The following is a 24101-nucleotide window of genomic DNA, read 5'->3' as shown; positions in this document are numbered from 1 at the left end:
TCGCCTTGCCTTCCGTGCGTGCGCTCCGTACACTGCGGCCAGTTTTTCCCATCGTCCTACGCACCTGGCGGGATGATGCGGACACACGCGCGCATTCCACGACACGGCAAGACAGACAGGAGAAGATCGAACATGTCAGAGGGTTACTTCCCGAAGTGGCAGCAACAGGACACCGCCTCCGGGCGCGTGATCGCCCCCGACGAACGCCTGCCCTGGCCGCAGACCGTCGCGATGGGCGTGCAGCACGTGGTCGCCATGTTCGGCTCGACCGTGCTCGCTCCGCTGCTCATGGGCTTCGATCCGAACCTCGCGATCTTCATGTCGGGCATCGGCACGTTGCTGTTCTTCGTGCTCGTCGGCGGACGTGTACCCAGCTATCTCGGCTCCAGCTTCGCGTTTATCGGGCTGGTCATTTCGGTGACCGGTTACGCCGGTAGCGGCCCGAACATGAACATTCCCGTTGCGCTCGGCGGGATCATCGCCTGCGGTGTGCTCTACGCAGTCATCGGTCTGATCGTAATGGCGGTCGGCACGCGCTGGATCGAAGCGTTGATGCCGCCGGTCGTGACGGGGGCGGTCGTCGCGGTCATCGGTCTGAATCTCGCGCCGGTCGCCGTGAAGAGCGTGTCCGCGACGAGCTTCGATACGTGGATGGCGCTCGCGACGGTGCTCTGCGTCGGCCTCGTGGCCGTGTTCGCGCGCGGCATGGTGCAGCGTCTGCTGATTCTCGTCGGGCTGCTGCTGGCCTATGTGCTGTACGCCGTGCTCACGAACGGCATGGGGCTGGGCAAGCCCATCGACTTCGCCGTCGTGGCGAACGCTGCATGGTTCGGTCTGCCGCATTTCGCCGCGCCCGTGTTCAAGCCTGAGGCGATGGTGCTGCTCGCCCCCATCGCCATCATTCTGGTGGCGGAAAATCTGGGACACATCAAAGCCGTGAGCGCCATGACGGGGCAGAACCTCGACCGCTACATGGGCCGCGCCTTCCTCGGCGACGGGCTGGCGACCATCGTGTCGGGCAGCGTCGGCGGCACGGGGGTGACGACGTACGCCGAGAACATCGGCGTGATGGCCGTCACCAAGATCTATTCGACGCTGGTGTTCGCCGTCGCGGCGGTGCTCGCGCTGGTGCTCGGCTTCTCGCCGAAGTTCGGCGCTGTGATCCAGACGATTCCGGGGCCGGTGCTCGGTGGCGTGTCCATCGTCGTGTTCGGCCTGATCACGGTCGCCGGGGCACGCATCTGGGTGCAGAACAAGGTGGACTTCTCCGACAACCGCAACCTGATCGTGGCGGCGGTCACGCTGGTGCTGGGCGCCGGGGACTTCACGCTGAAGTTCGGCAACTTCTCGCTCGGCGGCATCGGTTGCGCGACGTTCGGCGCGATCCTTCTGTACGCGTTGCTGCGCGGACGCGGCGTGTCACGCCCGGCGGCGATGTAAGGCTGTCGCGCTCGCGCCGCGCGCTCGCGGCGAGGCTGAACGGCACGGCGATGGCGTCGTGCCGTTTTCGTTTGTGGCGACTGTCGTGTCAATGTCGCCGGCCGGCATCGTTCGCTGTGACGGGCGAGGCTTGCAAGCGTTCGAGGAGTTGCCGGGCGTAGACGGGCAGGGCGTCGCGCTCGCGCACGCACAGCACGAGGGTGCGCAACGCCCACGGATCGACGAGCGGCACGATGCCGATACCGAGCGTGGCTGCCGAGCGTCGGGCCGCGCTAAGGGGCACGATGCCCAGCGCAGCGCCTGCGGCGACCGCACGGCACAGACTGTCGAAGTCGCGCAGCCGCAGGCGGTAGCGCAACGGACGTCCCGCCCGTCTGGCATGCCCATCGAGATGCTCGGCCAACGCGCTTTGCTCGGGCAGACCGATGAATTCGGCCTCGAGCACGTCGATGAACGCGACGTCGTCGCGTGCGGCCAGCGCATGGCCCGGCGGCGTGACGATCACCAGCCTGTCCTGCCGGAACGGCACCGTCTCCAGTCCTGTCAACTCGATCCAGTCGGAGACGACGCCGATATCCGCCGCGCCTTCGAGCACTGCCTGAACGACGGCAGGGCTGGTCTGCTCGCGCAGTGCAATCTCCACATTCGGATGTTCGGCCAGAAACGCGCCGAGCAGATCGGGCAGGAATTCGGACATCGCGACCGTATTGGATGCGATGCGCACATTCCCCCTGAGGCCTGCGGCGTATTCGCCAAGTTCGCCGCGCATCTGCTCGATCTGCGCAAGCACGCGGCGTGCGTGAGCGAGCAGGGCGCGACCTGCGGGCGTGGGAATGACACCCTGACGATGCCGCATGAACAGCGCCACGCCCAGCGTCTCTTCGAGGCCGCGAATGCGCGCGCTGGCCGAGGCCAGCGTCAGATGGGCGCGCTCGGCGCCGCCGGTAATGCTGCCGGCGTCGGCAACCAGCAGGCACAGGCGCAGATCGGTCAGGTCGAATTTCACGGCATCGTCTCGTGGCTGAAATGCGCGGCGCACGCCGGGTCGAACGCTCGCGGCGCGGGGGCAATGGCGCCAGTGTAGCGATTTGCGATGCACGTGCGCCGGCGGTGTGCAGATTCTTACGTAGTAGAACGTAGTTGTCTGCGTCGTTACCTGAAATATCGGCTCGCGGGAGCCTGTTTGCACCGAATCGTGTGCGCCCGGCGCATCGACGAGGTACGAAGGCGACTGACTTGGGAAAGGGCGCATGGTAAACTACGCGCTTTCAAGACACGGCCGTACCCGCGACGGTCTTGCCCGCCAAGTCGCAGAGTTTCATTCGCCGGCGGGTTGTCTTGCCGGCGTCTTCAGACGCGTCGCCCGGATGAGCGCGATGCGCTTCGCACGCCCGACGCGGGCATTCCATCAAGAACAAACAACATCGATACGCGCGGGGACACACATCGTGGCGTCCGCGCATTGGTCTTTATATGTCTTTTGAAACGCTCGGCCTGTCGGCCGACATCCTGCGTGCGGTAGCCGATCTCGGTTACACGCAGCCGACTCCGATTCAACTGCAAGCGATTCCGGCCGTCCTGCAAGGCGGCGATCTTCTCGCCGGTGCACAGACCGGAACCGGCAAAACGGCAGGCTTCACGCTGCCCATTCTGCAAATGCTCTCGTCGCGAGCACGTCCGGCCGCCGCCAATGGCAAGCGTGCGGTGCGCGCGCTCGTGCTCACGCCCACGCGTGAGCTGGCCGCACAGGTCGAAGAAAGCGTCACGCAGTACGGCAAGTACCTGCGTCTGACGTCCATGACCGTGTTCGGCGGCGTGTCGATGGTGCCGCAAGTCAAGCAACTCGCGCGCGGCGTCGACATTCTCGTGGCCACGCCGGGCCGTCTGCTCGATCACATGCAGCAGAAGACCGTGGATCTGTCGGGCGTCGAAATTCTCGTGCTCGACGAAGCGGATCGCATGCTCGACATGGGCTTCATTCGCGATATTCGCCGCGTGCTGGCGGCGCTGCCTGCGCAACGTCAGAACCTGCTGTTCTCGGCCACGTTCTCCGACGAAATCAAGCAACTCGCTGACGGGCTGCTCAAGTCGCCCGCACTGATCGAAGTCGCGCGCCGCAACACGACGGCCGAGACCGTCGCGCAGAAGATTCACCCGGTGGACCGGGACCGCAAGCGCGAGCTGCTCGAACATCTCGTGCGCGAGCACAACTGGTTCCAGGTGCTCGTGTTCACGCGCACCAAGCATGGTGCGAATCGTCTGGCGGAACAACTGACCAAGGGCGGCATTCCGGCGCTCGCGATTCACGGCAACAAGAGCCAGGGCGCCCGCACGCGTGCGCTCGCCGAGTTCAAGAGCGGCACGCTGCAAGTGCTGGTCGCCACCGATATCGCCGCGCGCGGTATCGACATCGACCAGTTGCCGCACGTGGTGAACTTCGATCTGCCGGAAGTCGCGGAAGACTACGTGCACCGCATCGGTCGCACGGGCCGCGCGGGGGCGAACGGGGAAGCCGTCTCGCTCGTGTGCGTGGACGAACATCAACTGCTCCAGCAGATCGAGCGTCTCATCAAGCGCACCATCGAGCGCGAAGTGATCCCGGGCTTCGAGCCGGATCCGCATGCCGTCGCACAGCCGATTCGCAAGAATCAGCAAGGCAGTGGCCGTGGCGCGGGCGGTGGCCGGGGGGGACGCAGCGGCGGGGGGGATGACGCGCGTCAGTCGACCCGGGCGCCGCGTGAGCCCCGTGACGGTGGTCGTGCGCCGCGTCAAGCACAAGGGCAGGGGCAGGGTGGTGCCGAGACGAAGCCGCGTCGCGACGGTGAGCGTGGCGGTCGTCAGGCCAATGGTGGTAGTGGTGGCGCGAATAACGCCGCCCGTGGTAACGGCATCCATGTCGGTACGGTAAGCCATGGCGGCGCCGGTCAGCGTCAGCCGGCCAAGCGTCAGGGCGACGCGCAACGCGCGCCGGCCCGCACCACGCAGGGTGCGAGTGCACCGCGCCAGGGCCAGAGCCAGGGTGCGCAGAATACGGCGCGCGGGCAGGCAGGCGGCGAGCGGGGCGACTTCGCTCAGCGTGGCTCGCGTCCGGCCCGCCGCGACAGCGCCGGTGGTGCCGGTGGTGCCGGCGGCGCTCTGTTGATGGGCAAGTCGAAGCGCGACTAAGCGCTTCGCCGAGGTATCGACGATGTGCACGCGGCTCAACATTCCGATGAATTTGAGCCGCGGCATGGGGTTGCGGGAGGCCGCGAAGCGGCTTCGCGACGGTGGCGGCGAAACGTGCAACGGCACGTGTCACGACGCCTGTCCCGATACGGGCGACTCGCATCCGCCGGCGTCGGCAGACACCGGCGGGGCCTCCCGGACCGGCGGGCTGCGCAAAATAAGTAAAATATTAACTTTTTGCCCCCGAGACGCTCATGATCGCCCGTGTCACCCGGCTGTTCCCCCTGTGGGCTGCGCTGCTGTCCGTTTTCGCTTTCTTCTCGCCAGGCAGCTTCACCGGTATTACGCCGCACGTCACGGCGCTGCTCACCGTGGTGATGTTCGCGATGGGCGTCACACTGACGTTCGACGACTTCAAGCGGGTGTTCACCCGTCCCGCCCCCATCGTTGCGGGTGTGGTGCTGCACTATCTGGTCATGCCGCTGGCCGCCTGGATCATTGCACGCGTGCTGCACATGCCCCCCGACTTGACTGCGGGCATGGTGCTTGTGGGCAGCGTAGCGAGCGGCACGGCGTCGAACGTCATGATCTATCTCGCCCGAGGCGACGTGGCCCTTTCGGTCACAATCAGTGCCATGTCGACACTCGTCGGCGTGTTTGCGACGCCGTTGCTCACCCGCCTGTATGTCGATGCCTCGATTGCCGTGGACATCGAGGGCATGTTGTTGTCGATTCTTCAGATCGTGGCGCTGCCGATCGGCGCCGGGTTGCTCATCAACCACTTCTTCGGCCGTGCGGTGCGCGCCATCGAAGGCTTTCTCCCGCTGGTCTCGATGGTGGCCATCGTGCTGATCATCGGCGCCGTGGTCGGCGCGAATCAATCCCATATCGCCACGGTGGGCCCGCTGGTCATGGTAGGGGTCATCCTGCACAACGCACTGGGTCTGGCCGGGGGGTACTGGGGCGGTCGTCTGCTGGGCTTCGACGAATCGATCTGCCGCACGCTGGCGATCGAAGTCGGCATGCAGAACTCGGGCCTTGCCGCCACGCTCGGCAAGCTCTATTTCACGCCGCTGGCGGCGTTGCCGGGCGCGCTCTTCTCCGTCTGGCACAACCTCTCGGGCTCGTTGCTCGCGGGCTACTGGCGCGGTCGCCCGACGGGCACCGCCAACGACGCCGACGCTTCGCAGGCGTCGGCTACGCGTCCGACGCACTGAGTTTTCCTCGTGCCGCACAGCGTTGTGTGCGGCACGCAACGGGTGTCCGCACCGTCATCGCGGCCATTTGCCTTTCCGTCTCCCATCGCCTAAAACAACGATATACCGTTCGCGGCGGTGAGAGAGTCTGTATCACGGCGCCCGTCCGTGTTCCCTTTCCCCCGCTCGCCCACAGGGCGTATTCCGGCGTGGCCAGTATCGGCATGAACGTGTCGCGTACCCTTTGGGTCCGTGCGCACTGTCGTGTCGTGGTCCGGCGTACGAGCGAGCGGTCTGGAGTTACTCAAGCATGCTGCGAAAGAACCCACGCGGGGATTATCCCGTGGTGCACGAGACCTCGTTTGTCGATCCTACGGCCATTTTGTGCGGCCAGATCATCGTCGGCGAGAACGTCTTTATCGGACCTTATGCGGTGCTTCGCGCCGACGAGGTCGATGAGCACGGCAAGATGGAGCCGATCGTGATCGGCGCCAATTCCAACATTCAGGACGGGGTCGTGATCCATTCGAAAGACGGCGCACGCGTTTCCATCGGCGAGAACACTTCCATCGCGCATCGCTCCATCGTGCATGGACCGTGTGTCATCGGTAACAACGTGTTCATCGGCTTCAACTCGGTGCTGTTCAACTGCGTCGTGCACGACGGCGTCGTGGTTCGGCACAACAGCGTGGTCGACGGGCGGGACATTCCCGAGAATTTCTACATCCCGTCGACGACGCACATCAGTCGCGAAACGGATCTCGCGACCATTCCGAAAGTCAGTGTCGATGCGCGTGAGTTCTCCGAATCGGTGAGCCGCACGAACGTGCAGCTCGCCCGCGCTTATCGTCGTATTCAGAACGAGTTCTGACGACGGCATGTCCGCTCGCCGGTACGCTTCGACGAAGCTGCCGGCGAGTCTCATGAACCCCATGAGCGCCGTCGCCGTGAACGTTTTTGGTGGAGTTCGTCATGTCTTTGCGTGTCAACGGTATTGTCATCGACGCGCGCCGCGTGGCCGATGAGATCGATCGGCATCGGGACGCGGCCGATCCGGAAGTCGCTGCACAGCGCGCGCTCGTGAGTCGGGAGTTGCTGCGGCAACGGGCGCGCGATCTGCGCCTGCTCGCAGAGGACGAAGGCGTGAGCGACGACGCTGTCGTCGAAGCGCTGTTCTCGCGAGACGTGCAGGTGCGGCGTCCCACCGAGGCGGAGTGCCGCGCGTACTTCCACGATCACGCCGGACAGTTCCGTGTCGGCGACAAGGTGCAGGCCAGTCACATTCTGTTTGCGCTCTCGGCCGGTGTGCCGCTCTCGAGCACGCTGGCGCGCGCGCAATCGGCACTCGACGCCGTGCTCGCGGAACCGTCGTCGTTCGAGACGGTGGCGCGGAAGATGTCGGATTGCCCATCCGCACGCGACGGCGGCAGTCTCGGGATGCTCGCGCGAGGCAGCGGTGCGCCGGAGTTCGAACTCGTGCTGTTCTGCGGCGACAGGCTCGGCGTGCTGCCCAGACTCGTCAATACGCGTTACGGTTTTCACGTGGTACGCATCGAGCGACGAGTGAAAGGGCGTATGCCGCCGTTCGAGCGCGTGGCCGATCGCATTGCCGCACAGTTGTACGAGCAGGCGCGTGTGCGCGCATTGCGTCACTACGTGGCGCTGCTCGCGGACGCCGCGGAGATCAGCGGCGCGAACGACAGCGACGGACCGACGCGCGTGCAGTAGCCTCGCCCGGCGAGGCTCGATCCGTCGCTCGATCCGTCGATCAGCCGGCGACGAACTCGAGCGTCACCGTGTCGAGCGTGAACGAGCCGTCTTCCTGAATCCGGAAGTGTTCACGCACGCTCTCGGCCATCGCCGTCTGCAAGGCGCGAATGGCCACCTGCATCGGCACCGGCGTGCGCATGCGCGTCGTCCACGTCGCGAAGTCGAGGTCGAGCGTACGCGGCGTGACCGACGCCACCGAGAATCCCGCGCCAGCCGCCATCGCCAGCCATTCCCCCGTCGAATAATCGCGCACGTGCGAGGTGTCGCGCAACACTTCGACGGCTTGCAGATACGTGTCGAGCAGCGGTTGCCCGGTGGAGGCGACGTCGCAGATCACGACACGTCCGCCCGGCTTGAGCACGCGGCGCATCTCGCGCAGTGCGGCGCCCACGTCGGCCCAGTGGTGGGCGCTGTAGCGGCTGAAGACGAGATCGAAGCTCGCCTCGCCGAACGGCAGCGATTCGGCTGCGCCGAGTTGCGTGTCGATGTTCTTCAGCCCGCGCTTTGCTGCTTCGCCAGCGACGACACCGAGCATGTCGGCCGAGAGGTCGTAAGCCACGACGCGCGCGACGTGCGGTGCCGTGAAGAAACTCACATGGCCGGCGCCGCAACCGAGATCGAGGACCTGGGCTTGCGCGTGCGCGCGAGCGATGGCGGCGAGCTGTTCCAGATCCGCCCCCTGCGCATGGTTGGCGCTCGTCAGATAGGCGCAGGCCTGCGGTCCGAATTGGCCCGTGACGACGGCGTTGTGCGAGTCGTGGGTCGGTGTGGCTGTGGCGCGGCGGTAATCGCTGGTATTGCTGGTATCGCCAGTATCGCGGGTGTCGCTCACGGAAGTCTCCTTCGTTTGTCGGGCGAAATGCTGGGGGGACGTTGCCGATGCCGAGGGCTTGCACGACATCGATGAATGTCACGATAATGGCTCGTCGATACCGGTACAAGTTGCCTATTTATCCTGGTATGAAAACTACCCCTATATCGCCGAACGCGACATCGTTTCCCGCTTCACATTCGCCCTCGCCACCCGACCCGCCGGGCGAACCGGGCGAGCGGGCGCCCCACGCGGACGATGCCCGCCAGCGTCGCGCCTTGGGCGATTTCCTGCGAGCGCACCGGGAGCGTCTCACGCCTGCCGCCGTCGGTTTGCCGCCGATGGGGCGACGTCGCACACCGGGGCTGCGGCGCGAGGAAGTGGCGCAGTTGTGCGGCTTATCGTCGACCTGGTACACCTGGATCGAGCAGGCACGCGAAGTGTCGATTTCGGCCGGCGCGCTGGCGGCTGTCGCCGGCGCGTTACGGCTCTCGCGCGCCGAACGGGCTTATCTTTTCGATCTCGCGGGCAAGCGCGATCCGGAACGTGGCGCGGCGCCGTTGCCGCATCACGCGGCGGCGCAGGTGCAGGCCGCAGTGGCCGCCGTCGCGGCCCCGGCCTATGCGCTCGATCGCTGCTGGGACATGCTCGCGTGGAACGCCGCCGCTGCCGACCTCTTTCGTGGATGGTTGGACACGCCGGGCGTATCCGGGGGCGCCGGCACGAAAAACCTGCTGCGCTACATCTTTCTCGATGCGGGTGCGCGAACGTTGATTCAGGATTGGGAGCGCCGAGCGCGACGCGTCGTCGCCGAATTTCGTGCCGAATGCAGCGCATATCTCGACGACACTCCCGTGCGCGCGCTGACCGACGCCCTGCAACGGGAAAGTCCGGTGTTCGCCGCGCTCTGGTCGCAGCAGGATGTCGTCGAGCGTGAAGGCGGGCGGCGTGGCTTCCATCATCCCGTGCGGGGCGACATCGACTTCGCACAGGTCACGTTCCGGTTGTCGGGGCACGATGACGTAAAGCTCGTGATGCTGCTCGCCTGACGCGATCACACCGCGGGACGCAACCATTGGACGAGCAGGGTCGCCGTGGCCATGCCAAGCAGCGTCATGATGAGCGAGCCGCCGACGTGCACGATCACGATGAGCGATGCCCAGCCGAGCTGGCCTTCGCGCAGCAATCCGGTGACTTCCGCGGAAAACGTGGAAAAGGTGGTGAGGCCGCCGAGAAATCCGGTCACGATGAACAGACGCCACTCGACCGGTATCGACGGAATGTGACTGAACAGCGCGACGGCGATGCCGATCAGATAGCCGCCGCCGAGGTTGGCGGTGAGCGTGCCGAGAGGGAGCGTGGGCAGGATGGCGTTCAGGTGTACGCTGAGCGCCCAGCGCAGCAGTGCGCCGAGCGCAGCGCCCACACCGATAGCGACGACCGAAGTCAACATGGGGGTTCCCTCCAGCACGTGATGCGGATAAAGCCCATCCCGCAAATGATGCACCGCCGGCCTGCGGCACAGCGCGCAACCGACGCTCACCATAAAAAAACGGCCAGCCGTGTTCGCGGCTGACCATCCTCGCCTCTCAAGCGAATACTATGCGCGTTGCCATTCGCGTGGCCGAAGGGCTTAGTCCTTCGGGAACGACGTGGCGCCGCCGTGCGCGCCCGACCACTCGGCCGGCGCGTGCAGGAATTTCTCCACTTCGTCCAGCGTTTTCGTGTCGAAGTGGTTCTGCTGCTTGGCCACGCGCAGCACGTCCCACCACGTGGCGAGCGAGTGCAGTTGCACGTCGATGTCCTTGAGCACCTGACGGCTCTCCGGGAAGATGTCGTAGTGGAAGATCACGAACACGTGGTTCACCTTCGCACCGGCTTCGCGCAGCGCCTTGCAGAAGTTGATCTTGCTGCGGCCGTCCGTCGTCAGATCTTCAACGAGCAGCACGCGCGAGCCTTCCGGCAGATCGCCTTCGATCTGCGCATTGCGGCCGAAACCCTTCGGCTTCTTGCGCACATACTGCATCGGCAGCATCAGCTTGTCGGCGATCCAGGCAGCGAACGGAATACCTGCGGTTTCCCCGCCGGCGACCGTGTCGAACTGCTCGCAGCCCACGTCCTGAATGATGATGGCCTCGGCGAAGTCCATCAGCGTACGGCGCACGCGCGGGTACGAGATCAGCTTGCGGCAGTCGGTGTAGACCGGGCTGGCCCAGCCCGAGGTGAAGATGTACGGCTTCTCGGCGTTGAAATGCACCGCGCCCACTTCGAGCAGGATCTTTGCGGTGATGTCGGAAATCGCCTGGCGGTCGATGCCAATCATGATGCGGTTCCTTAGCGTAGCTGCCGCGCCGTGCGGCGTGCAGCCCGGAGTCATGGGTGTCATGGGTGAGTCGGCGGCGTGTCGCCCATCGCCCATATGTCGATTGTCGATATGTCGATGGATCGCTGTGCGCGGCCAAAACACCTACTGAGGCGGCGGGCGGTGCGTCTTGCAACGACCCGCCTGCGCTTAAACGCGAATTATGCCACAAGTTTCAGCAGATGCGACGCCAATTATGCACTGAGCGTACATTGTCGGATCGTGATATCCGCAATGAGTGCGCGCACCGCGCATATGAAAAAATGGCAACGACAGATGAATCCAAAAAAAGAGACAGTTGCCGAGCCTTTATGACAGGCATACACTCTCGCCGAAATTCGGACCCGGCCAGACACCACCCGAAGCCACCCGACGCCACCCCACCCCAAGCCCCCACGCCACAATGCGCCACGATTCCTCGCCTTCCCTTGCCACACCGGGCAGCCCGACGCCGACCGCCGCAAAGCACGACAACGCCTATGCGAACCGCGCCCTGTGGGCGTCGGCCATCGGTTACGCCATGGACGGCTTTGACTTGCTGATCCTCGGCTTCATCCTGCCGGCCATCGCGGCCGATCTGGCGCTCTCCAGCGCGCAGTCGGGGGCGCTCGTCACGTGGACCCTTATCGGCGCGGTCGTCGGTGGCATCGTTTTCGGCATGCTCTCCGACCGCTTCGGCCGCGTGCGCGTGCTGTCGTGGACGATCTTGCTGTTCGCGGTCTTCACCGGCCTGTGCTCGCTGGCGCAGGGCTATTGGGATCTGCTGGCGTACCGGACGATTGCCGGTATCGGGCTGGGCGGGGAGTTCGGCATCGGCATGGCGCTCGCGGCGGAAGCGTGCGCACCGGAGCGTCGGGCGCGCGCCTCGTCGTTCGTCGGGCTGGGCTGGCAGGCGGGCGTGCTCGCCGCCGCGCTGCTCACGCCGCTGCTGCTGCCGGTCATCGGCTGGCGCGGCATGTTCGCCATCGGTCTGCTGCCGGCCGTGGTGTCGTTCGTCATGCGCCGCACGCTCGGCGAGCCGGAAATGTTCCTCGCACAGCAACAGCAACCGCGTGAGCACGCGCCGCTCAAGCTGCTGGTCAAGGACGCCGCCACCACGCGCGCGAGCCTCGGCGTGGCGTTGCTTTGCTCGGTGCAGAACTTCGGCTATTACGGCTTGATGATCTGGATGCCGTCGTATCTGTCGAAGACGTTCGGCTATTCGCTCACCAAGTCCGCCATGTGGACGGCGGTGACCGTGCTCGGCATGGCGTTCGGCATCTGGCTGTTCGGCCGTCTGGCGGATCGCTTCGGTCGTCGCCCCACGTTCATCACGTACCAGATCGGCGCCGTCGTGATGGTGTTCGTGTATGCGCAGCTTCAGTCGCAGTTCTCGCTGCTGATCGGCGGCGCGGTGATGGGCATGTTCGTGAACGGGATGATCGGCGGCTACGGCGCGCTGATCTCGGAGCTGTATCCGACGGCGGCGCGTGCAACGGCGCAAAACGTGCTGTTCAACATCGGCCGCGCCGTGGGCGGTTTCGGACCGTTGACGGTCGGCGCGCTGGCGGCGGCGTTCTCGTTCAAGATCGCGCTCGTCTTCCTTGCCGGTATTTACGTACTGGACATTCTGGCCACGCTGCTCCTGATTCCGGAGCGTCGCGGCGAAGCGCTGCAGTAAGGCCCATGCAGTATTGCGCTGCACGCGTCGCCCTGTCGCGCGTGCCGCATCATGGTTTCATCGCAAGGTGTACACTTTGCGTCCTGCGGTGTGCACCGGCCACTGTCAGTCCCCCGGTCCGACGCGTGTGAGCGCGGTTTCCAGGATCGGGGAAGCGATGGTCATCACGCCATCGCGCCGAGAAGAACCCCGTCGACGACACAATCGCCGAATCCCTCCGGTTGGCTTCTTCCTCCCGCCGTGATCCGTCAAAAGACGACCGAGTCCTTTTGCTGCCCGCATGCGGCACCGGCCCGATCGTCGCCAAGTCATTAGGTATCGAGATATGGATGAACAACTGAAACAAAGCGCCCTGGCGTACCACGAGAACCCGCGTCCGGGCAAAATCTCGGTGACGCCGACCAAGCCGCTGTCGAACCAGATCGATCTGTCCCTGGCTTACTCCCCCGGCGTGGCCTACGCCTGCGAAGCCATCGCCGAAGACCCGCTCGCGGCCAACCGCTACACGTCGCGCAGCAACCTCGTCGGTGTGATCACCAACGGCACCGCCGTGCTGGGTCTGGGCAACATCGGCCCGCTCGCCGCCAAGCCGGTGATGGAAGGCAAGGGCTGCCTGTTCAAGAAGTTCGCCGGCATCGACGTGTTCGACATCGAACTCGCCGAACACGATCCGGACAAGCTGGTCGAAGCCATCGCCATGCTCGAGCCCACGCTCGGCGGCATCAACCTCGAAGACATCAAGGCGCCGGAGTGCTTCTACATCGAGAAGAAGCTGCGCGAGCGCATGAAGATTCCGGTCTTCCACGACGATCAGCACGGCACCGCCATCATCGCCTCGGCCGCCATCCTCAACGGCCTGAAGGTCGTCGGCAAGGATATCGGCAAGGTGAAACTGGTCTGCTCGGGCGCGGGCGCCGCCGCCATCGCGTGTCTGGACCTGCTCGTGAACCTCGGTCTGAAGAAGGAGAACATTCTCGTTCTCGACTCGAAGGGTGTGATCCATACCGGCCGCGACAAGCTCGACGAGAGCAAGGCGCGCTATGCCGTGGCGACCGAAGCCCGTACGCTGGCCGACGCCAGCAACGGCGCCGATGTGTTCCTGGGCTGCTCGACCGCCGGCGTGCTGAGCGCCGACATGGTCAAGACGATGGGTCCGAAGCCGCTGATTCTCGCGCTCGCCAACCCCGAGCCGGAAATCCGCCCGGAAGCCGCCAAGGCAGCGCGTCCGGACTGCATCATCGCGACCGGCCGTTCGGACTACCCGAACCAGGTCAACAACGTGCTGTGCTTCCCGTTCATCTTCCGTGGCGCGCTCGACGTGGGCGCCACCACCATCACGGAAGAAATGAAGCTCGCCACCGTGCGTGCCATCGCCGAACTGGCGCAGGAAGAGGAGCAGAGCGAAGAAGTCGCGCGCGCCTATGAAGGCCAGTCGCTCGAATTCGGCCCGGAGTACATCATTCCGAAGCCGTTCGATCCGCGTCTGATCATCAAGATCGCACCGGCCGTGGCGCAAGCCGCCATGGACTCGGGCGTGGCCACGCGTCCGATCGAGGACATGGACGCCTACCGCGAACAACTCGGCACGACCGTGTATCGCACCGGTTTCATCATGCGTCCGGTGTTCGCCGCCGCGCGTGCACGCTTCGGTAACGACGCCGCCCGCATCGTGTTCGCCGAAGGCGAAGACGAGCGCGTGCTGCGCGCCGCGCAATTCGTGCTGGCCGAGCGCATCGCCAAACCGATCATCATCGGTCGTCCGGCCGTGGTGGAAATGCGTCTGCAAAAGATCGGCTCGAAGCTCAAGCCGGGCGTCGACTTCGAGATCGTGAATCCGGAAGACGACACGCGTTATCAGCGCTGCTGGCAGGAATATCACAACCTCGGCGCGCGCCATGGTGTGACGCCGGAAGTCGCCAAGGCCGCCATGCGCAAGGACAACACGCTCATCGGCGCGATTCTCGTGCGTCTGGGCGAAGCGGACGGCATGATCTGCGGCATGATCGATACGTACCATCGTCATCTGGATGTCGTCGATCAGGTGCTGGGCCGTGCAGCCGGTGTCGATAACTACGCCGCGATGAATCTGCTGATGCTGGAAAAGCGCAACCTGTTCATCAGCGACACGTACGTGAACGAAGTGCCGACGTCGGAGCAACTCGCCGAGATGACGGTGCTGGCCGCGAAGGAAATCGAGCGCTTCGGCATTGCCCCGAAGGTGGCGTTGCTGTCGAACTCGAACTTCGGCAGCGTGAAGTCGGCATCGGCCCAGCGTATGGCGCGCGCCGCCGAACTGCTCGCCGAGCGTGCCCCGCAACTGGAAGTCGACGGCGAAATGCACGGCGACGCCGCCCTGTCGGAGACGATCCGTCGTGCGGCTTACCCGGCGTCGCGTCTGGCCGGCGAAGCGAACCTGCTCGTCATGCCGAACGTGGAAGCGGCGAACATCACGTACAACCTGCTCAAGATGACGGGCGGCGAAGGCGTGACGGTCGGCCCGTTCCTGCTGGGCTGCGCCAAGCCGGTTCACATCCTGACGCCGGCCGCTACCGTGCGCCGTATCATCAACATGACGGCCGTCGCCGCGGCGAACGTCACGCGTTGATGCCCGGGCCAGCGCGCCTGACGGGCCTGGACGGGCCTTGATGGACCTTCGCCCGATGTGCGCGCGAGTCGGTAGCGCATAAAAAAATCCCGCCGGACGCTCGCGCGCCGGCGGGATTTTCATTGGGCGAATGCCTCACCCCGACCGCGTGAGTCGGGGTTCAGGCGAGGCGTTCAGGCCGCGACCCGGTGTGAGCCACCGTCGCGGAACTGCGCGAGCAACTTCGTCCACTTGATGCGCGTGGCCGCCACGTTCTGCTCCTTCACGTGGCCGTAGCCGCGCATTTCCTGCGGCAACTCGGCCAGTTGCACGGCCAGCGACAGGTTGCGTTCGTTCAGGTGCGCCACGAGTTCGTTCACCAGCGCTTCGTACTCGCCGATCAGCGCGCGTTCCATGCGACGCTCCGCCGTGCGGCCGAAGATGTCGAACGCCCCACCGCGCAGGCCTTTGAACTTCGCGAGCACACCGAACGCCTTCATCATCCACGGGCCATAGGCCTTCTTGACGAGATGCCCCTTGTCGTCGTGCTTTGCGAGCGACGGCGGCGCCAGATGGAAGCGCAGCGAGAAGTTGCCCTCGAACTGCTCGTGGATCTTCTTCATGAACGCCGGGTCGGTGTACAGACGTGCGACTTCGTACTCGTCCTTGTACGCCATGAGCTTGTACAGCGCGCGGGCGACGGCTTCGGTCAGCGGCATTTGCGAGGCGTCGTTCGGCAGGGCCGCCTCGGCGGCGCGCACCCGGTCGACCGTCTGCTTGAAACGCTCGGCATACGCGCGGTCCTGATACGCCACGAGCTGGTCGTAGCGACGCTGGATCAGCGTGTCGAGCGCGCGCGGCGAGTGCAGCGTGATCAGCTTGCCGCCCGTGGCCGACGACTCCGGCGCTTCGTTTTGCTGCGCGAGTTTGCGCACGCTCGCGAGATCGTGCGCCGCGCGACGTCCCCATTCGAACGCCTGCTTGTTTTTCTCGATGGCCACCCCATTGAGTTCGATGGCGCGATTGAGCGCGGCGTACGACAGCGGCACCCATCCCTTCTGCCATGCATAGCCGAGCACGAACGGGTTCGTGTAGATGGTGTCGCCGAGCAGACGCAGCGACAGATGATTGGCATCGACGAAATCGACGCTCTCACCGGCAGCCGCGCGGATATCGTTCTCCGTGCTCGAACCGGGGAAGCGCCAGTTCGGATTGCGGATGAACTCGGCCGTCGGCGTATGGGCGCTGTTCACCACGATGTTCGTCACACCGTGTTGCACGCGTGACAGGGTGTCGTCGCTGGCCGTGGTGATGGCGTCGCAGCCGATCACGACGCGCGCGTCGCCCATGGCGATGCGCGTCGCATGGATGTCTTCGGGTTGCAAGGCGATCTGCACGTGGCTCGTCACCGCGCCGCCCTTCTGGGCGAGGCCGGTCACGTCGAGCGTGGTGACGCCCTTGTTCTCCAGATGCGCCGCCATGCCGAGCAGGCCGCCGATGGTGACGACGCCCGTGCCGCCCACGCCCGTCACGAGAATGCCGTACGGACGCGTAATCGCCGGCAGCGCCGGTTCGGGCAACGGCGGCAGACCGCTGCTATCGACCTGTGCCGTCTTCGGCTTGCGAAGCTGCCCGCCTTCCACCGTCACGAAACTCGGGCAGAAGCCGTTCAGGCAGGAGAAGTCCTTGTTGCACGTCGACTGGTTGATCTGACGCTTCGTGCCGAACTCCGTTTCCAGCGGCTCGACCGACAGACAGTTCGACTTCACCGAGCAGTCGCCGCAGCCTTCGCAGACCGACTCGTTGATGACCACGCGCTTTGCCGGATCGGGGTACGCGCCGCGTTTGCGGCGGCGGCGCTTCTCGGTCGCACATGTCTGGTCGTAGATCAGAATGGACGTGCCCTTCACCAGACGCAGCTCCCGCTGCACGCGGTCGAGTTCGCTGCGGTGATAGACGGGCACGTCGCCGACGAGCTTCACGCCGTCGTACTTTTCCGGCTCGTCCGTCACGATGACGATCTTCGCGGCGCCTTCCGCGTCGACCTGTGCCACGATCTGCGGCACGGTGAGCGTGCCGTCGACGGGCTGGCCGCCGGTCATGGCGACCGCATCGTTGTACAGAATCTTGTAGGTGATGTTGACCTTCGACGAGATCGCCGCGCGAATCGCGAGCAGACCCGAGTGGAAGTACGTACCGTCGCCGAGGTTCGCGAAGATGTGTTCGTCGCACGAGAACGGCGCCTGGCCGATCCAGGGCACCCCTTCGCCGCCCATCTGCGAGAAGGTGTCGGTCTTGCGGTCCATCCACACGGTCATGTAGTGGCAGCCGATCCCGGCGATGGCGCGCGAGCCCTCGGGTACGTTGGTAGACGTGTTGTGCGGGCAGCCCGAGCAGAACCATGGCTTGCGCTCCGCCGCCACGCGCGGTTTGGCCAGTGCCTGCTCCTTCGCCTCGATCACGCGCAGACGCGTTGCGATGCGATCGCGCACGTCGCTCGGCAGCTCGAATTTTTCCAGACGCGTGGCGATCGCCTTGGCGATCAGCGCCGGCGAGAGTTCGTAGTGCGCGGGCAGCAGCCAGTTGGCCATCGGCACGGACCATTCGCCGCCGGCGCCGTCCTTTTCGTCGAACTTGCCGTACACGCGCGGACGTACGTCGTCGCGCCAGTTGTACAACTCTTCCTTGATCTGATATTCGAGGATCTGACGTTTTTCCTCGACCACCAGAATTTCCTGAAGTCCTTGTGCAAACGCGCGCGCGCCCTGCGCTTCGAGCGGCCACACACAGCCCACTTTATAGAGACGGATGCCGATGCGCTGGCACGTGGCGTCGTCCAGACCGAGATCGGCGAGCGCCTGGCACACGTCGAGATACGCCTTACCGCCGGTCATGATGCCGAAGCGGGCGTTGGGCGAGTCGATCGTCACGCGGTCGAGCTTGTTGGCGCGCACGTAGGCGAGGCCGGCATACCACTTGTGGTCGATCATGCGCGCTTCCTGCACCAGCGGCGGATCGGGCCAGCGGATGTTCAGGCCGTCGGGCGGCATGAGGAAATCGTTCGGCAGGCGGATGTCGACGTTGTGCGGATCGATGAGCACGGAGGCCGACGACTCGACCACGTCCGTCACGCACTTCATGGCGACCCACAAGCCGGAGTAACGGCTCATTGCCCAGCCGTGAAGGCCGTAATCGAGGTACTCCTGCACGTTCGACGGAAACAGCACCGGAATGCCGGCTGCCTTGAAGACGTGTTCGGACTGATGCGCGAGAGTGGAGGATTTGGCGGCGTGGTCGTCGCCGGCGAGCACCAGCACGCCGCCGTGCTTGGACGAACCGGCCGAGTTGCCGTGCTTGAGCACGTCCATCGAACGGTCCACGCCCGGGCCCTTGCCGTACCACATGGAGAACACGCCATCGAACTTGGCGGGATACAGATTGACCTGCTGCGAGCCCCACACGGCGGTGGCGGCGAGGTCTTCGTTCAGCCCCGGCTGAAAGACGATGTTATGGCCGGCGAGGTGCTGCTTGGCCTTCCATAGCGACAGATCCAGACCGCCGAGCGGCGAGCCGCGATAACCCGAGATGAAGCCGGCGGTGTTGAGCCCTGCCGCAGCGTCGCGCGCCTGCTGCAACATCGGTAGTCGGACCAGGGCCTGGATGCCGCTCATGTAAGCGCGACCGCGCTCGAGCGTGTACTTGTCGTCGAGCGTGACCGATTCTAGTGCGGCCAGCAAACTCGGATTGACGGGGGCGTTCATGGGGTGTGCTCCTCACTCTCACTGATTTTGGGATCGCCAAAACTTCCTGCCCCTCCCGCTCTTGTGAAGCAGGACGGCAGCGTGAATGCCGGCCTTTTCGTCGCTTGTCCCGAGGACTCACAGACGTGATGTCACTCGGTGGGCGGGGCCTTTTTTCGTGATGCTGATGCCAGTCGGCCTCATGGTATCACCGGTGTCATGGCGTTGCCCGACGGTGGCGGTGACGTCTCATAGGTTGCCGATCGAGCGCAGTATAGCGAGGATTATGACGTTTACGTAAACGTCAGACGTCTGGCGTAAACCCTGTCTGCCGCCTGCGTGCCGTTTCCCCACGTCCCACCCCTCACATAAGCGGCAGGTGCGGCATAGCGACGCATTTTTGATTGGGGAAATTGCTGCAATATGGCAGCATTGTGTCGCGATTATGTCGGCAACCGTCCGCTTGTCGGCGCCTTCTGACACGGGGGTAACAACGTGTAACGGTTCGGGGAAAGCGGGAACGTGGCGGGCAAAATGCTCACTAACGCGTTACTTGAGACGTTCAATACGTTGTATACGTTCTCCGCGCGCACATCCGTGCGCCTCGCATAAAAAGTGATACGTAAGAAAGGAGTCACTGTGAACCGACGAAATATCGCCAAATTCCTGCTGGTTTCCGCGTCGTTCCTGACGCTGGAAGTCAGCGTCGCTCGCGCAGACGAACTGGCACGCGACAAGGTGGCCGAATCGACCCCGGCGAGCGCAATGACGCAACAGCGCACCACCCAGACGCCGCAGCGTTACGAAGGCCCGTTCGACCAGCGCACGATCGACCCGCGCGAATTCCAGCGCCGCTAGGTCACATCGTGATTTCGGCCTGATCCCCCTGAGTGCGTTGCCATCACGGCCATACCCGTTGCGTGGCGATACACTCCTCAAGCGTAAGGCGCTGCCGATTCAGGCAAGCGCCTTTTTTCTTTGCGTCGATCACGGCTCGCCTGCGCTGTAATCTCTTGTAACCACGTTTTTGCGCCTTACACTTCCTTATAAGTGGAGAATTGCGCAATAATATTGCGCATAAATACCAATAATAGGGAGATATATGTCAAAACTGGAACTGGACAAGATCGATCGGCGCATTCTTGCCTTGCTGCAAAGCAACGGACGCCTCTCCAACCTCGAAATCGCCGAACAGGTGCGTCTCTCGCCGAGCCCATGCCTGCGGCGCATCCGTCGCCTCGAAGAGGCGGGCGTGATTCGCGGCTACGTCGCGCTGCTCGAGCCCACGCGCCTCGGACTCGGGCTGCTGGCTTACGTGAGTGTGCGGCTCGACAAACGACATCCCGGCGACGGGCAGGGCGGCTCGGTCATCGAGCACTTCCGCAGCGTGGTCGATTCCTGGCCGGAAGTCGTCGGGTGTTACGCGATGGCGGGCGACATGGACTATCTGCTGCGGGTGCATGTGCGCGACATGGCGCACTTCTCGCGATTCATGCAGACGCATCTGCTCGTGCACCCCAGCGTGGTCGACGTCAAAACCAGCTTCGTCCTCGACCAGTTGAAAGAGACGACGGCGTTGCCGCTTCCCTGATCGACGTGCATTTCATTCTGACGAAGACAAAAAACCCGGCCAAGGCCGGGTTTTTCATGAGGCGCAACGCTCGGGTACGTTCGAGCGATCTCAGGCAGCGCGTTGATTCGGCAGAAGCGCGCCGACCAGACGCCGCGCATTGCGTACCTGACGCTTGAGCGCGTAATCGAATGCCGCAATCTGCTCCTGCATCATTTCCGAGAGCATCGATTGCGTGTCGGCCGGGGGCAGGCTCAGATAACCGTCGGCTTCGCCGTACGCGAAGTTGATTTCCATACCGGCCTTCTTGGCGATACGCATCATGCGTGCGTTACGCGACAGGCAATGCATGTAAAGGGTGTCGACGCGCTTGTTGCGGCAGTGGATCGCCGCCCGCTCGAACAGACGCGAACCGATGCCACGGCCACGGGCCGATTCGAGCACCGAGACGCCGAACTCCGCGACACGGCCGTTCTTGCCTTCGGGCAACTGCGCGACATGCGCCACCGCGACGAGCGCGAGGTTGTCGTCATAGACGCCGAAAACGCTGTCACGGGAAAAGTCGAGGCTGGCGACGTAACGGGTAATCACGTCGTCGGAGACAGCCTGCCCGAAACGTAGCAGGCGGTCCTCTTCGCCGAGCGCCAGAAAGTGGCGCTGCAGACGGTGGACATCGCCGGACGTCAGCTCACGAATCAGCACGCTCGACCGCTCGTTGGCGGCAACCGTCGCGCGGGCGACGTCGGGCGTGTGGTTCGGGGCAGTCATGGCGTAATCCTTGAGTATTCTTTAGTACGTGCACTGCATTGTGCGACGCAAAAGAATTATACCCGATCGGATAGGTAAAAACCCTAGGAAATATACGTTGACTGTGGAGGTAAGCGTCTAAGTCGCTGACGCATGGCGTCTTTTCTGGATCCGGTGATCCGAGGCATTTTCAATGGAGTTGTTGCGAGGCAACAAAAAAGGGCGCATTAACGCCCTTCTTGTGTGAGTGATTACTTGCTAACTTTGGATGCGCGATGGCGTGGCCGGTGCCGGTGCCGAAATTCCGGCATCGACGCCCTCGGGCAGCGGGGCGGCCAGACCGTGTTCGAGCACGGCGATCACTTCGTTGGCGAAGTCGCGGTACCGCATGCGGCCGCCGGGTTTGAGCCACGTGAACGTCCAGTTGATCATGCCGAACAGCATCATCGTGAGCGCGGTCTGATTATGCTTGGCCACGCGTTCGGGGAAGGCTCGTGTGAGCTGGCGTGCAAATGCGGCGACGACATCGCGCTGACGGTTCAACACGATCTCGCGTTGCTCGTCGTTCAGGAATTTCACGTCGTTGAGCAGCGCGATGTGACGCGTCTGCGACGTCTCGTACTCGTCCAGGAAGGCGCGGATCAGCTCGTGAAACGTATCGCGTTCCGACAGACCACGACGCTGGCCGAGCGCTTCGACCTCGGTGACGATCAGCATCAGGCGCTTGGTGTAGCGCTCCAGCAGATCGAAGAGGATGGCGTCCTTGCTGGCGTAGTAGTGATACAGGCGAGCTTTGGACGTGCCGCAGGCGGCGGCCAGTTCGGACATCGACGTGCTCGGATAACTCGCGCGGGCAAACGCGTCGGCGGCGACGTCGATAATCTGTTCGCGCTGCGATTCGTGATCGGGCGCTTTGGTACGTGCCATAAACGGGGGTTACTCCAGTCGTAAATCGCACGCGCTAGCGGCTGTGGTGTCGCCGCGTAGCGCTAGCCGGCCTGCCGCACCGAGTTCGCGGCAGCGCCACAAAAGAAAACTGTCCGTGGCGAAAAACCCTTCGATGCGGGGCATCAGTTCGCCGAGAAACGCGGCCATCGGTGTCCAGGCGACCGGGGCGCGCGCGAGAATCTGATCGTCGATCTCCGCGAAGGTCGCGCCTTCGAACGTGTTGTGCACCCAGCGCCGCACCTGCGTATTCACTTGCTTGAGCGCCCGCCATTCCAGCGATAGCCGTCCGATGCGAAGTAACGAAATCGGGGCGATGCGTGCGAACCGTTGGGCCAGCACATCCGGGGAGTACATGCCGACGCTGGTCCGGCGGTTGGCGTCGCTCGCGTGACCGGCGGGGCTCAGATCGCTGCCGCGCAAGGCGATTTCGTTCAGACGGGCAGGCGTGCTGCGAAGCATGAAGGCCACGCGACGCAGCATCAACTGATCGCACGCGCTGTCTCCATGCCAGCAGACTACCGCATTGTCGCCCTCGACGAGGCGTTGCAGCGACACGAGCGCTTCGCGCAATTCGCCCGCGTAATCGCGACCGGCCGACGGTGCGACGCGCTGCCAGAAAGCGGCACGTTGCCGTTCGTTCTCGTCGATCTCGCGCAACGGGCCGATGGCCAGATCGTCACGCAGGACAAGGACGGGGTCGGCGCGTTGCGCTTGCGCCATCGCCGCGCGCAACTGCTGCGCGGCAATATCGCCACAGACGACATGGATGGTATTCATGCCGGTAGTTTACGGTATTCCCGCTACCTCGGGTTGACGCCCCCGTAATGCCGGACATCATCGGCACATTGGCGGGATTTCAGGCGGCTTTCACCTGTATTGGCCCGTGTTGACCTTAGATCGCGTGGCGTTCGCACACTACGGTAAACGGACGTTCGACCCGGCAAGAGACGCCCCACCGCCCCACCACCTCACCCCGTTACCGACCGATCAGCGCTCGTCGTAACTCACCACCACGCGTTCCGTGAGCGGGCGCGCCTGGCACGTCAGCACGAAGCCCTGTTCGATTTCGTTATCTTCCAGCGTGTAGTTCTTGTCCATCGCCACTTCGCCTTCGAGCACCTTCGCGCGGCACGTGCAGCACACGCCGCCCTTGCAGGCGTAGGGCAGCGACAATCCGGCGGCCAGGCCGGTGTCGAGAATGCTCTGCCCCTCGTACGGCTGACGCAGACGGCGTTCCTTGCCGTCCATCACGACGACCAGTTCGGCCATGGGCGTGTCGTCTGTGATGACGACCGGCTTGGCACCGGCTTGCGGCGACGGCACGCCGAAGCGCTCGACGTGGATCTTTTCCTTGGCGACGCCGGCGGCGGCCAGCGCGGCTTCGGCGGCGTCCATCATCGGGCCGGGGCCGCAGATGAAGGCCTCATCGATGCTCGATGCCGGGATGAGCGTGTCCAGAAACGCCGCGCACTTGTCCCGATCGAGCAAACCGTTGAACAACTCGACTTCCTGGGCTTCGTCGGACAGCACATGGTACAGACGCAGGCGGCCCAGATACGTGTTCTTCAGGTCTTCGAGCGCCTCGGCAAACATGATCGCGGGCACCGAGCGGTTGCCGTAGACAAGGGTGAACCGGCTATCCGGTTCGGCGGCGAGCGTCGTCTTGATGAGCGCGAGCATCGGCGTGATGCCCGAGCCGCCGGCGAAGCCGACGTAATGCTTGGCGTGGTCCGCCGACAGGCGCGTGAAGAAGCGGCCGTCCGGCGTCATCACGTCGATTTGCTGACCCGGTTTGAGATTGTCGTTCGCGAAGTTGGAGAACTTGCCGCCCGGCACGCGCTTGATGCCCACGCGCAGTTCGCCCGTGGCCTCGTATTCGGGCACGCCAACGCAGATCGAGTAAGAGCGACGGGCTTCTTCGCCGTCGATGTCGGTCTTGAGCGTGAGGAACTGGCCTTGCGTGAAGCGATAGGCGTCGCGCAGCGCGTCCGGCACCGTGAAGGCGATGGAGATGGCGTCGGCGGTTTCGGGCCGGATTTCGCGAATCGTCAGCGAATGGAATTGCGGGGTCGTCATCGTGGGCTTCCCAGTCGGGTCAATCTGGCCAA

19 protein-coding genes are annotated in these 24101 nt (G+C 64.3%); 10 read left to right on the top strand and 9 right to left on the bottom strand.

Annotated elements, in window-relative coordinates:
• The first annotated feature begins 132 nt into the window (after positions 1–132).
• Entirely contained in the window at positions 133–1440 is a 1308-nt protein-coding gene (locus PAN31108_RS10515; protein WP_150668819.1) for a solute carrier family 23 protein, read from the top strand.
• Between the two features lie 88 nt (positions 1441–1528).
• Here the strand turns inward: PAN31108_RS10515 and PAN31108_RS10510 are convergent, their stop codons facing one another.
• The gene (locus tag PAN31108_RS10510; RefSeq protein ID WP_150668818.1) at positions 1529–2446 is read right to left on the bottom strand and encodes a LysR family transcriptional regulator; all 918 of its coding nucleotides are present in this window, start codon (positions 2444–2446) and stop codon (positions 1529–1531) included.
• A gap of 467 nt (positions 2447–2913) precedes the next feature.
• Here PAN31108_RS10510 and PAN31108_RS10505 point away from each other — a divergent pair, with 467 nt between their 5' ends.
• The 4 genes from PAN31108_RS10505 (at position 2914) to PAN31108_RS10490 (ending at position 7529) form a co-directional block, all read left to right on the top strand.
• Positions 2914–4605 carry a DEAD/DEAH box helicase gene (locus PAN31108_RS10505; RefSeq protein WP_150668817.1) on the top strand — a complete coding sequence of 564 codons (1692 nt, stop codon included), beginning with the start codon at positions 2914–2916 and terminating at the stop codon, positions 4603–4605.
• Positions 4606–4859: 254 nt separating this feature from the next.
• Positions 4860–5822, top strand: a complete 963-nt coding sequence (gene panS, locus PAN31108_RS10500; RefSeq protein WP_150668816.1) for a ketopantoate/pantoate/pantothenate transporter PanS — start codon at positions 4860–4862, stop codon at positions 5820–5822.
• Between the two features lie 289 nt (positions 5823–6111).
• A complete protein-coding gene (locus tag PAN31108_RS10495) occupies positions 6112–6672 on the top strand; it encodes an LbetaH domain-containing protein (protein ID WP_150668815.1) in 561 nt (186 codons plus the stop codon).
• Positions 6673–6773: 101 nt separating this feature from the next.
• The gene (locus tag PAN31108_RS10490; protein WP_150668814.1) at positions 6774–7529 is read left to right on the top strand and encodes a peptidylprolyl isomerase; all 756 of its coding nucleotides are present in this window, start codon (positions 6774–6776) and stop codon (positions 7527–7529) included.
• Between the two features lie 40 nt (positions 7530–7569).
• On the opposite strand, the gene PAN31108_RS10485 is transcribed toward PAN31108_RS10490, so the two are convergent.
• Positions 7570–8403 (bottom strand): class I SAM-dependent methyltransferase, encoded by an 834-nt coding sequence (locus PAN31108_RS10485; protein ID WP_246183883.1) that lies wholly within the window; start codon positions 8401–8403, stop codon positions 7570–7572.
• 128 nt (positions 8404–8531) lie between these two features.
• On the opposite strand from PAN31108_RS10485, the gene PAN31108_RS10480 reads away from it, so the two are divergent.
• Positions 8532–9431, top strand: coding sequence for a helix-turn-helix transcriptional regulator (locus PAN31108_RS10480; RefSeq protein ID WP_150668812.1), 900 nt, complete (start codon positions 8532–8534; stop codon positions 9429–9431).
• Between the two features lie 5 nt (positions 9432–9436).
• Here the strand turns inward: PAN31108_RS10480 and crcB are convergent, their stop codons facing one another.
• Both crcB and PAN31108_RS10470 read right to left on the bottom strand, forming a co-directional pair.
• Positions 9437–9835, bottom strand: a complete 399-nt coding sequence (gene crcB / locus PAN31108_RS10475) for a fluoride efflux transporter CrcB (protein WP_150668811.1) — start codon at positions 9833–9835, stop codon at positions 9437–9439.
• Between the two features lie 180 nt (positions 9836–10015).
• Complete coding sequence (locus PAN31108_RS10470; RefSeq protein ID WP_150668810.1) at positions 10016–10705, bottom strand: orotate phosphoribosyltransferase; 690 nt, start codon at positions 10703–10705, stop codon at positions 10016–10018.
• Positions 10706–11147: 442 nt separating this feature from the next.
• Between PAN31108_RS10470 and PAN31108_RS10465 the strand changes: the two genes are divergently transcribed.
• Positions 11148–12404 (top strand): MFS transporter, encoded by a 1257-nt coding sequence (locus PAN31108_RS10465; RefSeq protein WP_150668809.1) that lies wholly within the window; start codon positions 11148–11150, stop codon positions 12402–12404.
• Between the two features lie 325 nt (positions 12405–12729).
• The gene (locus tag PAN31108_RS10460) at positions 12730–15009 is read left to right on the top strand and encodes an NADP-dependent malic enzyme (protein WP_150668808.1); all 2280 of its coding nucleotides are present in this window, start codon (positions 12730–12732) and stop codon (positions 15007–15009) included.
• Between the two features lie 173 nt (positions 15010–15182).
• Here the strand turns inward: PAN31108_RS10460 and PAN31108_RS10455 are convergent, their stop codons facing one another.
• The gene (locus PAN31108_RS10455; protein ID WP_150668807.1) at positions 15183–18749 is read right to left on the bottom strand and encodes an indolepyruvate ferredoxin oxidoreductase family protein; all 3567 of its coding nucleotides are present in this window, start codon (positions 18747–18749) and stop codon (positions 15183–15185) included.
• A 618-nt stretch (positions 18750–19367) separates the two neighbouring features.
• Between PAN31108_RS10455 and PAN31108_RS10450 the strand changes: the two genes are divergently transcribed.
• Together PAN31108_RS10450 and PAN31108_RS10445 are read left to right on the top strand one after the other, a co-directional pair.
• Entirely contained in the window at positions 19368–19586 is a 219-nt protein-coding gene (locus PAN31108_RS10450) for a hypothetical protein (RefSeq protein ID WP_150668806.1), read from the top strand.
• Positions 19587–19830: 244 nt separating this feature from the next.
• Entirely contained in the window at positions 19831–20319 is a 489-nt protein-coding gene (locus PAN31108_RS10445) for an Lrp/AsnC family transcriptional regulator (protein WP_150668805.1), read from the top strand.
• 90 nt (positions 20320–20409) lie between these two features.
• Here PAN31108_RS10445 and PAN31108_RS10440 read toward each other — a convergent pair whose 3' ends face one another.
• The 4 genes from PAN31108_RS10440 to paaE all read right to left on the bottom strand — a co-directional run bounded on the left by PAN31108_RS10440 (position 20410) and on the right by paaE (position 24069).
• Positions 20410–21066: a GNAT family N-acetyltransferase gene (locus PAN31108_RS10440; protein ID WP_150668804.1), complete on the bottom strand. Its 657-nt coding sequence runs from the start codon at positions 21064–21066 to the stop codon at positions 20410–20412.
• 237 nt (positions 21067–21303) lie between these two features.
• Positions 21304–21972 (bottom strand): TetR/AcrR family transcriptional regulator, encoded by a 669-nt coding sequence (locus PAN31108_RS10435; protein WP_150668803.1) that lies wholly within the window; start codon positions 21970–21972, stop codon positions 21304–21306.
• Positions 21973–21981: 9 nt separating this feature from the next.
• Positions 21982–22770 (bottom strand): DUF1835 domain-containing protein, encoded by a 789-nt coding sequence (locus PAN31108_RS10430; protein WP_150668802.1) that lies wholly within the window; start codon positions 22768–22770, stop codon positions 21982–21984.
• A gap of 210 nt (positions 22771–22980) precedes the next feature.
• Positions 22981–24069 carry a 1,2-phenylacetyl-CoA epoxidase subunit PaaE gene (gene paaE / locus PAN31108_RS10425; RefSeq protein WP_150668801.1) on the bottom strand — a complete coding sequence of 363 codons (1089 nt, stop codon included), beginning with the start codon at positions 24067–24069 and terminating at the stop codon, positions 22981–22983.
• Between the last annotated feature and the right edge of the window lie 32 nt (positions 24070–24101).

Origin of the sequence: Pandoraea anhela (genome assembly GCF_902459655.1) — a bacterium.
In the GTDB taxonomy this organism is placed as follows: Bacteria; Pseudomonadota; Gammaproteobacteria; order Burkholderiales; family Burkholderiaceae; genus Pandoraea; species Pandoraea anhela.
Note: the sequence above shows the minus strand (reverse complement) of the source record. Positions and strands in the feature narration are given on the sequence as shown.